Annotated in this window: 11 protein-coding genes; 1 reads left to right on the top strand and 10 read right to left on the bottom strand. The window is 41.2% G+C overall.

Annotation, left to right across the window (positions count from 1 at the left end):
• Nucleotides 1-100: 100 nt before the first annotated feature.
• The 4 genes from VRK28_RS03805 to VRK28_RS03790 all read right to left on the bottom strand — a co-directional run bounded on the left by VRK28_RS03805 (nt 101) and on the right by VRK28_RS03790 (nt 4,810).
• A complete protein-coding gene (locus VRK28_RS03805; RefSeq protein ID WP_332393409.1) occupies nt 101-1,753 on the bottom strand; it encodes a hypothetical protein in 1,653 nt (550 codons plus the stop codon).
• Nucleotides 1,754-1,919: 166 nt separating this feature from the next.
• A complete protein-coding gene (locus VRK28_RS03800) occupies nt 1,920-2,801 on the bottom strand; it encodes an EamA family transporter (protein WP_332393407.1) in 882 nt (293 codons plus the stop codon).
• Nucleotides 2,802-2,951: 150 nt separating this feature from the next.
• A complete protein-coding gene (locus VRK28_RS03795) occupies nt 2,952-4,523 on the bottom strand; it encodes a PepSY-associated TM helix domain-containing protein (protein WP_332393406.1) in 1,572 nt (523 codons plus the stop codon).
• Entirely contained in the window at nt 4,520-4,810 is a 291-nt protein-coding gene (locus VRK28_RS03790) for a hypothetical protein (RefSeq protein ID WP_062565769.1), read from the bottom strand. Before VRK28_RS03790 ends, VRK28_RS03795 begins: the two co-directional genes overlap by 4 nt.
• A gap of 444 nt (nt 4,811-5,254) precedes the next feature.
• Here VRK28_RS03790 and VRK28_RS03785 point away from each other — a divergent pair, with 444 nt between their 5' ends.
• A complete protein-coding gene (locus tag VRK28_RS03785) occupies nt 5,255-7,267 on the top strand; it encodes a TonB-dependent receptor (RefSeq protein ID WP_250660899.1) in 2,013 nt (670 codons plus the stop codon).
• A gap of 32 nt (nt 7,268-7,299) precedes the next feature.
• Here the strand turns inward: VRK28_RS03785 and VRK28_RS03780 are convergent, their stop codons facing one another.
• The 6 genes from VRK28_RS03780 to VRK28_RS03755 all read right to left on the bottom strand — a co-directional run bounded on the left by VRK28_RS03780 (nt 7,300) and on the right by VRK28_RS03755 (nt 13,417).
• On the bottom strand, nt 7,300-8,976 hold the full coding sequence (locus VRK28_RS03780) for a methyl-accepting chemotaxis protein (RefSeq protein WP_332393405.1): 1,677 nt from the start codon (nt 8,974-8,976) through the stop codon (nt 7,300-7,302).
• A gap of 160 nt (nt 8,977-9,136) precedes the next feature.
• Nucleotides 9,137-10,123, bottom strand: a complete 987-nt coding sequence (locus VRK28_RS03775; protein WP_332393404.1) for a Gfo/Idh/MocA family protein — start codon at nt 10,121-10,123, stop codon at nt 9,137-9,139.
• Between the two features lie 2 nt (nt 10,124-10,125).
• Nucleotides 10,126-10,926 carry a class I SAM-dependent methyltransferase gene (locus VRK28_RS03770; protein WP_332393403.1) on the bottom strand — a complete coding sequence of 267 codons (801 nt, stop codon included), beginning with the start codon at nt 10,924-10,926 and terminating at the stop codon, nt 10,126-10,128.
• A gap of 4 nt (nt 10,927-10,930) precedes the next feature.
• A complete protein-coding gene (locus VRK28_RS03765; protein WP_252949893.1) occupies nt 10,931-11,302 on the bottom strand; it encodes a hypothetical protein in 372 nt (123 codons plus the stop codon).
• 54 nt (nt 11,303-11,356) lie between these two features.
• On the bottom strand, nt 11,357-11,776 hold the full coding sequence (locus VRK28_RS03760) for a DUF3429 domain-containing protein (RefSeq protein ID WP_062565938.1): 420 nt from the start codon (nt 11,774-11,776) through the stop codon (nt 11,357-11,359).
• 105 nt (nt 11,777-11,881) lie between these two features.
• Nucleotides 11,882-13,417, bottom strand: coding sequence for an AMP-binding protein (locus tag VRK28_RS03755; protein WP_253048772.1), 1,536 nt, complete (start codon nt 13,415-13,417; stop codon nt 11,882-11,884).
• Between the last annotated feature and the right edge of the window lie 4 nt (nt 13,418-13,421).

Below are 13,421 nucleotides of genomic sequence, written 5' to 3'. Positions count from 1 at the left end.
TGTTAATACAAATAAATGTAACAAATTATGTCGGAGAGTTTTGTCTGTATGAAAAGGCAAGTTTAAAAAGGCGCCCTGAGGCGCCTAGATTTAGGAGTATTTATTTTCTGCGGATACTAAAGTTATCTGGACCTCTACTTGTAATAGATTGAGCAAGGCTCACTTCCTCGATATCCATTACTTGTACTCGCTCTTTAGTGTGAACTACCTCAGCATCTAAAGATTGCTCTTCGTGTATCAGGTAGAAATGATCGCCAATTTGGCCCCCGTTATGATCTATATCAGCTTGGTGTAAGCTGTATTGCTTATTACCTGCACGAGTTTCTAGAGTACCCGTTGTACCTGAGCCAGGAAGAATCGCAAAGTAAGCAACACGTTCATTCCAATGACCTTCATTTAAAGTATCTTGTTCAAAAAATGCGGCACTAAAACCTGCGTTATTTAAGCCTGCAACTCGCGTATATACTGTATGTGGGCCATTAAAGGTTTGTGTTTGCAAGAATACATGTGGTTTTGCAGTAAATGCTTCGCTAAATTCTACCGCTTTAAAAGCTTTAGTATCGTTTAAAGTAAAGCTGCCAATTTCAACGATAGTACCATCGCTCATTGTGTAACGACCTTCGTCCATCGTTAAAAAGTCAAACGACTCAGTACCAGGGTGGCCTTTACCATTTTGCAGATATTGCCACTCTTGAAAAGATACAGAATAACCTTCTGGTGATACATCAGTTAAACGATTTGTACCACCGTGTGTACCATTAAATGTTGGTGCAGAGGTAAATACAGCTGGTGCTGTAAACTCTTGGTCACCAAAGTCATAGCTTTTCCAGTTGCTATCAAGCTGTTTAATCACTGCTTCTGAATAGTAAGGAATTAATTCACTCGGTAATGAGCAGCTAGGTTCTACATCACATGCCACAGCATTTTGCGTATTGGTTGTTAAGTCGTTAATGCGAACTGGCAATGTTGCTGCAAGGCAGGTTTCGCCTGAGTAAGGATCTAAGCGATATAGTTTTGATTCGTTTTTATCGCCATGGTCGTTAATGACAGAGCGGCTGATCACAAGGTCGCCATTTTTATTTACTGTGGCACCACCTACCGCGATTAAATCGTGTTTTGAAAGCTCTGTAGCCGCAAAGCTTGTGCGGTCAATGCTGTAAACAGATGTTGTGGTTATTAGTAAAAGCTCGCCATTTTTAACGACTAAATCAGCGCGGCTCAAGCCATCAAGGTCGCTATAATCAGCCAGCACAGTTGCTTCGCCAGTGTTTTTATTAATGCTATATAGCTTGGTAAAACTTACTGCAAGTAGTGAATCAGAGCTTGCATCATAGGTCATACCAATTACAGATTTAGTTGTACCAACCACAACATGTTCACCTGTTGCATGATCTAAATAGGCCAAGCGACTATATTTGAATTTATCGGCACGAATAGGTAGGTGAGAATACTGCTCATCACTAACATCAAGGTGACTAACATCAACTTTGTACTCTAACGGAATAGGTGATGAAGCATAATAAGTACGGTTTGTTGAGGCATCATAAGCAATCGCTGCAGAGCTAAACTGAGCGATTGAATGTGCCGTGGCCGACTTGTTTTGCTCGTCAAGGCTAAATACAACACCGGTTTCACCACGGCCCGAGTTCATTGCAAAGATTTCGCCCTGGCAGCTAGCTGCAACAACATTTGATGTAGCTAATGCACTTGCAACCGCAAGGCTTGAAAGTAACAAGTTAGTTTTTATCGACATAAGTAAATCCCACTATTAGGTTTATTCCGACACAAAGAGATAAGACCACTTTGTATTAATAGTGAGCATTATAGTGAGAACCCTCACTTTACGAATGCCGATAAAAGCTGTTTTTGAGTCTAAAATTTAGTCTTTAAGTATTAAAAAAAGCATTTAAAATGTTAAATTAGCTGTTTTTCTGACTTTTCTGATCCTCAGAATTACTCGACATTGAGCTGCCAACGGACGCGGTGATTACGAGTAAAATAGCTAACCACTGCCACACGCTCAAAAACTCAGAGAGAATTATAAAGCCAGCCAATGCTGCAATCGCCGGCTCTAGGCTCATCATAATGCTGAAGCCTTGCGCTGGCATATTGCGTAGTGCCACCATTTCTAAGGTATAGGGCAGTGCACTTGACATGACTGCCACTAAAATACCGAGCGGTAACACTTCCCAACTTAATAGTGCAGTGCCTTGTGAAACGCCGCCATAAGGCACAAGTACAATCGCGGCAACGCTCATACCCATAGCAACGGTCATCCCGCCTGAGCCTTGATTTCCGGTTTTTTTGCCAAACAATATATAAAACGCCCAACAGGCTCCCGCCGCAAGGGCTAAAATAACACCTACAGGGTCAAGGCTGTCTTCGCCTTTCATATCTGGGAGTAATAAAATAATGCCAGCAATGGCGCAGGCTACCCAAAATAGATCGCGTTTTTTACGTGACGAAAGCAGAGCAACCGCAAGGGGGCCAGTAAACTCTAGCGCAACACCTATCCCTAAAGGAATACGTTCAATCGCGTAATAAAACAGAATATTCATGCCACCTAAACTCAAGCCATAAACGATGATAGGCATCCGTTGTCCAATAGGCGGAAATGCGCGCCAAGGTTTAAACACAAGGCACAAAATAGCTGCTGAAAAACCTAAGCGCAGTGCTGTGGTGCCTTCAGGGCCAATTAAAGGGAATAATTGCTTTGCAACAGAGGCTCCAGATTGAATGGTAACCATTGCGAGAAGCACGCAAATAACAGCAATAAAAAACGGTGGAATGGTGCGCTGCATCACTGTCCTTATGAAAGTTAATAGCTCAAGTTTGCGGCGATTCTACTGATGTTTTATTGGAGAAGAAATGTTTTTCGTTAAACGGACACAGATTTTCGATAAAGCAAAATTATGGGTATCAAATTGCTTTGATACCCATACTCAGAATGCTTAAGCTCGACTTGCTTGTTCAAAGGTCGGCATGATGGTTTGCGTGGTCTGTTTTTGTTGCTGGCGTTTGGCCATTTTAAAGAAAATAGCAGCAAATATAGCAGCGACAATATCAACCATATAGCTTGTGTAAAAAAGCGAATTAACGTCACTTGAGGCAAGTTTTAAAAGTGTAGATAACACCATCAACGCACACAGGCTCGCTAGCATGTAAAAGCCAGCAGTGGTTGCCTTTTGTACAGGGTTTAAGAAGCTATATATTACAAAAGCAAAGAAAGCTGCGTAATAACTGTATAGGGTGGCGTAGTTTGTGTTGCTCACAAGAGTAGGTAGCCATTTGGCAGCAACGAGTGTGAAAGCAACGGCTATCATAGACCCTAAACAAACACCAATGGTGAGCCTAGCCATAAACAAGGTACTGCGTTTATTGGGATCTTTTTTAAAGCGTTTATCTATCCATAATAAGTTACCTGAATAGAATAAGAAGGCGCCTAGTAACCCCATAATGAAGTAGCCCCAACGACCCCAATCTCCACCATAGGTGCCAAAATGGAGTGAGAAAATACTGGCAACCATGTTACCCCACACTGCATCTTCGCCTTGCGGATAGCTTGAGTTAACCACTTCTAGCGTGTATGGGTTCATAAATAAGTAATCGGTATCCGGGCCACGTACTACCGCATTATTGTTACTCATCATAAACACCGCAGAAGGTGATGCCGAATTTAAATTACTATAGCGAATGTGGATTGGCTCATAGCCGGGAGCATAGTTTTTCGCTGCGAGTACTTGCTCATTAATACGTGGTAAGTTTTCAATATGAAAACTTTGCGCGGCAGGTGCAGGGCGCTGAAACAATGGCTTACCATCATAAAATTGCGCTAAACCACCATAAATAAAATCATGAAACGCAAACACGACTACGGTAAAAGCAATGACTAAATGAAACGGTAAACTGGCGATACCAATAAGGTTATGGCTATCTAGCCAGAATCGACTAGGTCCTTTTTCTTTTCGCAGTGCAAAAAAGGTTTTAACTAATGTCGGCAGTAAAATAATTACCCCTGAGACCAAAGCTAAAAAGTACAAAACACAGGCAATACCAAGAATATAAACACCAGATTGGTCATGGCCAATTTCGCCTATAAAGCCTGCTGTACGGTGTAAATAATCAACTAAATCGGCAAGTTCGTTTTCGGTTTGTGCGCTGACGTTTAATGTGCCATCAGCATTTAGGTGTGCGAAGTTAAGTTTTTTATCAAGCTCCATGCCTCGGGCATTGCCTTTGATATACCACGAAAGAGGTGCACCTTGGGTATGTAAATCAAGGTTAAAGCCTTTGGCAAGTTGCTCGCCTCGCTCATTAATCGCAGTATCTACCAGCGTTTGGTAGTCATAATTAGAGCTGGTGATTTTAGGAGCTTGTATAGGTGCTGCCCATTGCTGGATTTCATGCTTGAACATGGTCAAACTGCCCGCATAAAAACCAATAAACAGCACTAAACCTGCAATGATGCCTGTCCATGTGTGTACACCTTGATAGGTGCGAAGAATATCCGATCTTACTTTCATGATGCACTCCTTAGCATAAAAAACACGCCATAAAGCAGCAAAGTTAAGCTGCCAAGGATAAGCCACGCTTGTTTTGCTGAGTTGAATAAATAACTAAAACTAAAAATGGTTAGCCAAACAGGCGTGATCATCCACATGTTAAATTGCACTTTATCGCGAGCATCAATGCCTCCTGGGCCATACCAAGCAAAAAAAGCAACGAAAATAAATGAGAGTGCCAGCCCTAAGAATGTACCTGCTAGGGTTTTTCCTAACCAAGTCGGCTGGCGTTTAGATGAGCTTGTCATGAATTATCCTTTTCTTTGCAGCAGGCTAATAAAAGGGATCAGCATCAACATTAGCATGATGCTAAAGATGATGAAGAACACGGTTGCCGTGGTTGAAAACTGTTGAAGGGCAAGTATTAGTGCGCAAACGGTTAACGTAATTGAAAGTAATCGCCATTGTTTTTTAATTGGTTTTTTTAAGAATCGCTGCTGCTTTCTGGTGCAGTAGAAAATACTGACAGCGAAAACGACAAGCAGGGTAACGGTAAAAATGAGCATAAGATTATAGTTGTAGTTGATGTTAAATATCATTGTAAATGATAACTAAACTCAATTGCAATATCATTAAGCTTATGTTAATTTCCTAGCGCTTTTTTATCAAACTTAATTTGTTTAATTCTAATAATCTCTTACGGGGAAAGGACATTGGCTACTGCATTTAAACTTAATTCACTCACCAAAGTTATGCTTACATCATTACTTGTTACGCAAGGCTCAGCATGGGCTGACGACCAAAGCAGTCGAAAATCCATGGATACCATTGTTGTTACAGGTGAAAAAACAGAGAAGTCACTTAAAGAGACCATGTCGTCAGTGGCGGTTGTTGATAAGTCGCTTTTAGAAAACGGCCAACTTGCGTCGATATCTGAAGCACTATCAGAAATGGCGAACGTTGTAGTTTTAACAGGCTCGGTGCCAGATATGCGAGGCGTATCTGGTAATGGTGGTGCAACAGGTTTTAACTCATTTAGTGGTGGCTCAAAGGCTCGTGTTTCAACCTTGATTGATGGTGTTAGCCAACCGTTTGTAGCCGATTTAACCGGTGATACGGGTCTGTGGGATGTAGAACAAATTGAAGTTTACCGAGGGCCGCAATCAACCAGTAATGGTCGTAACAGTATTGCGGGGGCTGTCTACATGACAACAAAAGCACCTACTCAAGAATTTGAAGGAGCAGTACGTGTCGGTTATCGTAACCAAGATAGCTACCTAGATACTGCCGCAGTGGTATCAGGGGCGTTAGTTGAAGATGTATTAGCATTTCGTTTATCAACTCAGTATGTTGATGGCGAAACGTTTTCGAATCCACCGGTATACGAAACAAATCCAACTGATCGTGAATTAAACAAGCTAAATACCAGCAGCACACGCGCTAAATTACTTTACACACCAAATGAAGATCTTGCTGTACAGCTAACTTATTCAACTTACAGTGAAGAAGGTAATTCGGGTCGTAAATACTTTTTAGCGGATGAGCCATTTGATTATGAGCCGCTATATCAACGTATTATGGATACTGAATCTGATACCACGCAAGTAAATGTTGATTACAAGATTAATGATGATTTATCGTTAGATGTTTTAGTTGCTTACATGGATTACAAATGGGGCTTTGAAGCATACGAGCCACTTGAAAGCGCAGAATCTGACGTATCAATGGATGAGAGTAATATCACTGTAGATTCTAAACTTAACTTTGGTTTAAGCAATGATTTTTACTCAGGCTTCATTGGTCTTGCTTACTTTGATCGTGACCAAGACTTTGAAAGTGTGGGAGCAACAAACTATTACGGCGACGATAGCAGTAAATCGACCGCAGTCTATGGTGAAACAAGCTTTAACCTAAGCCGCGAATTAACATTAACAGCGGGTCTGCGTATTGAGCGTGAAGAACAATTACGTAATTTCAATATGGCATTTCGTGGTGATATGCTCGTTGAGCAACTTGATAATTCACACACACTTCGTTTACCAAAGCTCGCGATTCAATATGATATTAGTGACGAAACGACATTATTTGCTAGTGCACGTCGTGGCTACAACGCGGGTGGTGGCGCACTCGATTTTACTGCTGAAGATTACTACTACTACGACGAAGAAACCGTTAATACCTATGAAATTGGTTCGCGCAGCGTTTTAAATAATGGTGACATGAATATCAGTGCTAATGTGTTTTACAATAACTTCAACGGTTATCAAGCGCTTAGCTCAGCACGTAAAATCACTAATATTGAAGATGCTCATAGCTATGGTTTAGAAGTTGAAGCTTACAGCATGTTGGGCGATCAGTGGCAGTTACATGGCGGTTTCGGTTTATTGAAAACTAAAATTGATGAATCATCAGCCTTTCCTGATGCCGTTGGCAATGATTTAAACTCTGCACCGGAGTTAACGGCGAGTTTAGGTCTGTCGCATTGGTTTACCGATAGTCTAAAAGTGAATTTAAGTGCCAATTATGTTGATGAGTTTTATGGCGACTTAACAAACACAGAAGAGCGTGTTGCGGGTGATTACACCATTACGCGTTTATCGATGACTTATGATACTGAACAATGGTTGATAAGTGCCTTCATCAACAACGCCTTAGATGAAGAAGCATATACCTCACAAGAACCTGTCAGTGGTCGTTACCCACAAGGCTATGTGGCAGTGGTTAACCCGCAAACTATCGGTGCATCTGTTACTTACCGATTTTAAACTAATCGCTAGTCGCTAAGCTTGATCAGCGACTAGCTTAATTTAAAGCGATTAATTTGCCCGTTTAAGTTATTCGCCAAGTTAGCCAGCTTACTCGATGAGTCCGAAATGCTTTGCGTTTGTTGCTGCGACTTTCGACTGGTGTCTTGTACTTCGTTTAAACGCTGGGCGATTTCTTCTGTTACTTGAGATTGCTGCTCAGATGCAGAAGCTATGGTCATATTGGCATCAGAAATGGCTTTTGCTTGTACGCTAATTTCATCGAGCATATGGCCCACTTTTTCTGAGTTTATCACCGCTTCTTTAATTTGATTATCGCTAGAGCGTATCCTCTGCGTCACAGCATTGGTTGCAGATTGTAATGAGTCAATTTTATCTTGGATCTCAAGAGTAGAGCTTTGTGTGCGACTAGCCAAAGTTCTTACCTCATCAGCAACAACGGCAAAACCTCGGCCTTGTTCACCTGCTCTCGCAGCTTCGATTGCGGCATTGAGTGCCAATAAATTAGTTTGTTCGGCTATATTACTGATAACACTTAAAATAACCGTGACTTCATTTACTGATGCTTCTAATTGGTTAAGGTCTGTTAGTGATTTGGTGAGTGTATCGGCCACTGACTCAACAGAACTAACTCCTTGTTGTACAACCTGTAGACCTTCTTGGGTTTTCTGATTAGCTGCGGTGGCACTGCTTGCCGCTTCTGCACAGTTTTGAGACACTTCTTTAACGGCCGTTGAGTTTTCATAGACTGAGCTTGAAATCACCTCAATCGCTTGGCTTTGAATATCATTTAGCGTTTTAGCTTGCTGTGAAATTTCATCTAGGCTTTTTGCTGCCACTTGCGCTTGCTCTGATTGATCATGTATCTCTTTAAGAAGCTGAGATAGCTTATCAACCATAATATTAAAGCTGCTCGCAAGCTGGCCTATTTCGTCATCGGCTTTGTGGTCAATATAACGAGATAAATCACCTTCAGAGATACGCTTAGCTTCAGCAATTAAGGCATGGGTTGCTTTAATTACCTTTTTCTCTAATTGCCAGTAACACACTATTAAGGTAGCAATAATAGTCAGGACTAAAACTGTGCTAATTAAACTCAAGGTAACCACACGGTCGTGATTTCCTTTGACTTCAGCCGCACTTTTTTTCTCAATAGAGCTTAAAAACGCTTGCACAGGTTGCTGAATTTTCTCAACTTCTGCCATGTAAGCATCGTTGGTTAAAAGCTCGATAGCTTGCACCCACCTTTTATGCTCGCTAGGGGTTAAGTTATTGGTATCTCGGCCAAGCAAATCACTGACCAAGCTAAATGCTTTTTCTTCTGTTTCAACTAATTTAAGTGATAAGTCGTTAGATTTTTGCAAGAGGGCTAAATCATCAGCGGCTACATTAAAGGCCTTTAAACGCTGTTCATAACTTTTCTTTTCGCCATTTAGCCAAGCTGCTTTGCCTTGAATTTGATCAACAAGTTGATGGTATTCAGCTTCATAGCGAGGATCTAAGGTTACAACATGTTGACGAGCAAGTTCTGTAAGGTGAATCGAATTTGAAGATGAAAACTTAGCAAGATGACTCAGTTCATAACGCTGTTGGGCCGACTCCATACTTTCGTCTTGGCCTGATTGCAAAAATAGAATAATGAGGAGTAGGCCTGCTGCAAGGGCAATGGTTGCTGCGAAAACAGCTCTGAGTAAAAAGCGAATAGTCAAAATATTACCCTTCTCATTGAAAGTAAATATTATTAACCATAGTACAAAAATCTAATTTCAATAAAAATTACGAGTAAGTTAATTAGAGGTCATCATTTAAGCTTGTAATAAAGAGGCTTAAAATGACAAGGGCAGTGTCAACTGCCCTTGAATATTAAATTTATTGGTCGGCGGGGTACACAACGCCAAGTTGGCTTCGCGCTTCATCAAGCACCGCCATAACTTGTTTTGACAGCGTATGAGTATTAACTGAGGACTCAATTTGTCCGGCATTCGCTGCTTGAATAAAGTGGCTTACTTCATGGCGCATAAAGTGTTCATCAAATGGCTCAGAGAGTTCTTCAACCGTGCCATCGTTACCTATGTATTGCATACGCTTTAATAAAGAGATTGCTTCGATACGAATACGGCCTTTTTCACCTTGTATCTCAGTAAAATTATCGCCTTGCGAGATTTTAGAATAGCTGATCACCGCTTGCTTATCAGCGTAATTTAATAATACATCGCCAGCTCCATCAACGCCGGTTTCAAGTAACACGCCGCTGGCTTTTACACTCTGAGGCGCGCCCCATAAAGCGAGTAAAATATACAGCGGATAAATACCTAAATCGACTAATGCGCCGTTAGCAAACTCCGGTAAAAAGGTATTTGGGCGCTCACCATTTTTATACTTATCGTAACGTGATGAGTACTGACTATATTGACCAATATATTTGCGGGGTGTGCCAATTTTTTCGATGGCATTTTTTAAGCGTGCGAAGTTTGGTAAATGGGTGGTCATCATCGCTTCCATGTATAAGCGTTGATGTGTTTTTGCCGCCTGAATGATGGCCTCAAGTTCTTTACTGTTAGCAGCCGAAGGCTTTTCACCTAAAACATGTTTACCTGCTTGCAAACACAACACGGCGTAGTCTTTGTGTAAGCTATTTGGTGCAGCGATGTAGACAGCATCGACTAATGGGTCTTCGCATACTTGCTCAATATTGGTAAACACTTTTGCGTCTAGAGCGTCGTGCTTTGCAAGGAAAGCCTCGCCTGTTTGCTGCTCTCGAGAGCACACACCATATAAGGAGAATTGTTCAATTTGTTTAGCTGCACTCAGTAGTGTATCGCTTATAAAATTGGTGCCTACAATCACAAAGTTCATGGTTACTCCTCGTTGTTTTGTGCAAGCCATGCTTGCCAATCCTGTTCAAACTTTTCCATTTGTTTATGTTTTTTGCTTAACAAATGTTTGTCTTCATCTTCTTGTGCCATATAAGGGCCTACGCGGCATAATGCACAGTGTTTATCACCTAAATAAGCGGGTAAAGTCAGCTTGGCGGTAATGCTATTGTCAGTTTTTTCGCTAAATACATAGGTAATGCCGCTGGTATCTTTAACGTGTTTATCGCGATCTACATTGCGAATTTTATAGCCTGGGAATAAATTAATATCGAATGGCATTTGCCCTAGATAATGGCAGTTTAGCCCTTGATTTAAGCTGCCTTCAATATTCCATTCGCGGTAAGGTTTTACATCCTTAGAGGTGATGTAGCAGAGCATCGGGCCGTTTTTATCTAATGCGAACTGGCTTGCGTAGTCTAGGTAGCGATGCAACAAAGCACGGTTTAAAACATTCATTCCACCTTGTTGGGTATTTGCTTTAAATGCAGCTTCACCTTTAAACGCGGGTATAAGTGGAAATTGAAAAATAACCACATCAAAACAAGCGCCATCTAAGCGCTGCCACGAGTCTGGATTTGTTACATCAAACTCGGTGAGTGTTTCAATGTTAAGTTGTCGCAAGGCGCTAAGTGCATTGTCGGCATATTTTTGTTCTATGGTGTTTGCATCATCATAAGTTGAAGCAACAAGCTTGGCCGGTTTTATATAATGCGCAATAGAGTGTGAAAATGATAAATCACCATCGCCTACAGTTAAAATTCGCCAACTAGGGTCTAAAAACATGCTGTTATTTGCCTTGTGCTGGCGTTGTTTCTTGTGCGATTTCAGGGCAAAGGGCTAAGCGAGTTTTAAGACCTTCAATAGCTATTTGCTTAAAGATTAAGTTAAAACTAATTAGTACGGCAATAACGATATGAATAGGACCATGGGTAAAACCTGCGTCTGTATCAAAAAGCATTAAGCCGAATAACAAGAACATGGTAGCTAAAAATATTTCAATCAACTGATTAGAATATAGCTTTAAGCTGCCTTGGTTTTTATGATCTTTTTTAATGTGAATCGCACAAAAAAATGGGATCACTTTTATTTTAAAGTGAGCGTTTTTTTCTACGTAATTTTCGCCAAGGTGGTCTAGTTTAGCGCGCAGTTGATCTATCATAGCAAGTCCTTAAAAAACTGAGCCGCGGATGTTACCGCAAACGCAAGAAAAGGGCTACTCAGGATAGATATTCATGCCAATTACAAATATGTGGCATACAAATACCACAGACGTTAAAACAAAACGCATTTTTTGATAATCAACGTGATAGGTTTGCCACTGCGGTGAGCTTTTTTCAAATAACAGTACTAACCAAAAACTTGCTGCGAGCCAGACTAGAGTCCAAGTTGCTGGTAAAAAGCTTAAAAAGCCAATCGGTAAGATAGGAATAATCGCTTTTATTGCATCAGCATGCGTTTGCTGTCCTGCATGCCATAAGTTACCAGCCATAAAGGCTAAAATAGCGATGCTATAAAAAGTGAAAAAGTCTAAGTTGACAGCATTACTACCCGCAATAAGTGGCCAACCTACGCAGCCTAAAAACGGTAGTAAACCTAAGTAACCAAGTTGAATGTGATTAATAAACTTTTCCATAATGACCTTTTGACCGCTTAAATTAAAAAGCATACCGAACGGTATGCTTTAATTAATATCTCACTGTTATTTTATACCAGTTAGGCGGCTAAAACGATCGCTTTATTATTGGCGTAATTCTCGACGTAGAATTTTGCCAACCGTCGATTTAGGCAATTGTTCCATAAAAATGATTGATTTAGGCACTTTGTAAGCACTTAAGTTTTCGCGGCAATAGTCACTCACCTGTTGCTCATCAATCTGCTCTTTTAAAGTAATGTAGGCACAGACACGCTCACCGGTTTTTTCATCTTTTGCACCAATAACGGCTGCTTCACAGATAGCTGGGTGCTGACAAAGTACGTTTTCAACTTCGTTAGGGTACACGTTAAAGCCAGAAACAATAATCATGTCTTTTAAACGGTCTACAATTTTGTAATTACCACTTGGTAGTTTTAGACCCACATCACCGGTTTTGAAAAAACCTCGCTTCATACATTTGTCGGTTTCATCTTGGCGCTGCCAATAACCCATCATCACCTGCGGGCCTTTAACAACAATTTCGCCAGACTCACCGTCAGCAACAGGCTCGTCGTTTTCATCCCAAATTTCGATAGCAGTGTTAGAGAGTGGGCGGCCAATGCTGCCAATTTCTTCTTTTTTAAAGTCGTTTAAGGTTGCAACAGGCGAGGTTTCTGATAAGCCGTAGCCTTCTGTGATTGTACATCCTGTGGTATTCATCCACGCATCAGCTGCAGCATGTGTTAAAGCTGCGCCCCCTGAAACGGTCATTTTTAGGTTTGAAAAATTAAGTGCTTTAAACCCTGGGTGCATACACAAGCCAATAAATAAGGTGTTAATCCCTGAAAAGTAATTAATCTCAAATGGTTCGATTTGCTTAACTAACGCATCTAAATCACGAGGGTTTGGGATCAGTACGTTAAATTGTCCCATGGCAAATAGGCCAACCATATTCACCGTAAAGGCGTAAATATGATAAAGCGGAAGCGGGCAAATACCCGTTTCTTGGCCGGGCTTTAAAATGTCATCAAAGCGCTCATTCATTTGCTCGGCATTGGCTAAAATGTTGCCATGACTCAGCATCGCAGCTTTGGCAACCCCTGTGGTACCACCGGTGTACTGTAAAACAGCAATATCGTCACGACTTGCTTGATGAGCAGCAAGAGGGGCGAGTCTTTCACCTTGGCGGATGAGTTCGTTTAACGAAAATTGACCCTCTTGCAATGTTGGCTCAGCAACAGCCGCTGCAACAATAACTGTTTTGATCGACGTATCATTGATAACCGTTGCTAATTTATCGGTAAGAGCATCAAGAATAACAATGGCTTTCACATCTGCATCATTAAACTGGTGTTGCATTTCACGGGCAGTATAAAGCGGGTTGGTATTGACTATGATTAAACCTGCACGAATTGCTGCATAGGTAACAATAGGGTAATCAACAATATTAGGTAGTTGAATGGCTATTCTGTCTCCAGCAACAAGACCACTTTGTTGTTGAAACCACTGTGCCAAGTAGCGAGACTGTTGTTCAACTTGGGCATAGCTGAGTGTTTTACCCGCACTGTTATAGGCAGGAAGGTCAGCATAAGTTTGACACGTATGCTCTATTAATTGCGTTAGGTTATCATGTGTGTTCATGGGG

This window comes from Pseudoalteromonas sp. P80D2 (assembly GCF_036680945.1).
GTDB classification, from domain to species: Bacteria; Pseudomonadota; Gammaproteobacteria; order Enterobacterales; family Alteromonadaceae; genus Pseudoalteromonas; species Pseudoalteromonas shioyasakiensis.
Note: the sequence above shows the minus strand (reverse complement) of the source record. Positions and strands in the feature narration are given on the sequence as shown.

What these genes read in the sequence shown, in the direction of transcription:
- VRK28_RS03805 (WP_332393409.1), bottom strand. Translation starts at nt 1,753, where the DNA reads ATGTCGATAAAAACTAACTTGTTACTTTCAAGCCTTGCGGTTGCAAGT.
- VRK28_RS03800 (WP_332393407.1), bottom strand. Translation starts at nt 2,801, where the DNA reads ATGCAGCGCACCATTCCACCGTTTTTTATTGCTGTTATTTGCGTGCTT.
- VRK28_RS03795 (WP_332393406.1), bottom strand. Translation starts at nt 4,523, where the DNA reads ATGAAAGTAAGATCGGATATTCTTCGCACCTATCAAGGTGTACACACA.
- VRK28_RS03790 (WP_062565769.1), bottom strand. Translation starts at nt 4,810, where the DNA reads ATGACAAGCTCATCTAAACGCCAGCCGACTTGGTTAGGAAAAACCCTA.
- VRK28_RS03785 (WP_250660899.1), top strand. Translation starts at nt 5,255, where the DNA reads ATGCTTACATCATTACTTGTTACGCAAGGCTCAGCATGGGCTGACGAC.
- VRK28_RS03775 (WP_332393404.1), bottom strand. Translation starts at nt 10,123, where the DNA reads ATGAACTTTGTGATTGTAGGCACCAATTTTATAAGCGATACACTACTG.
- VRK28_RS03770 (WP_332393403.1), bottom strand. Translation starts at nt 10,926, where the DNA reads ATGTTTTTAGACCCTAGTTGGCGAATTTTAACTGTAGGCGATGGTGAT.
- VRK28_RS03765 (WP_252949893.1), bottom strand. Translation starts at nt 11,302, where the DNA reads ATGATAGATCAACTGCGCGCTAAACTAGACCACCTTGGCGAAAATTAC.
- VRK28_RS03760 (WP_062565938.1), bottom strand. Translation starts at nt 11,776, where the DNA reads ATGGAAAAGTTTATTAATCACATTCAACTTGGTTACTTAGGTTTACTA.
- VRK28_RS03755 (WP_253048772.1), bottom strand. Translation starts at nt 13,417, where the DNA reads ATGAACACACATGATAACCTAACGCAATTAATAGAGCATACGTGTCAA.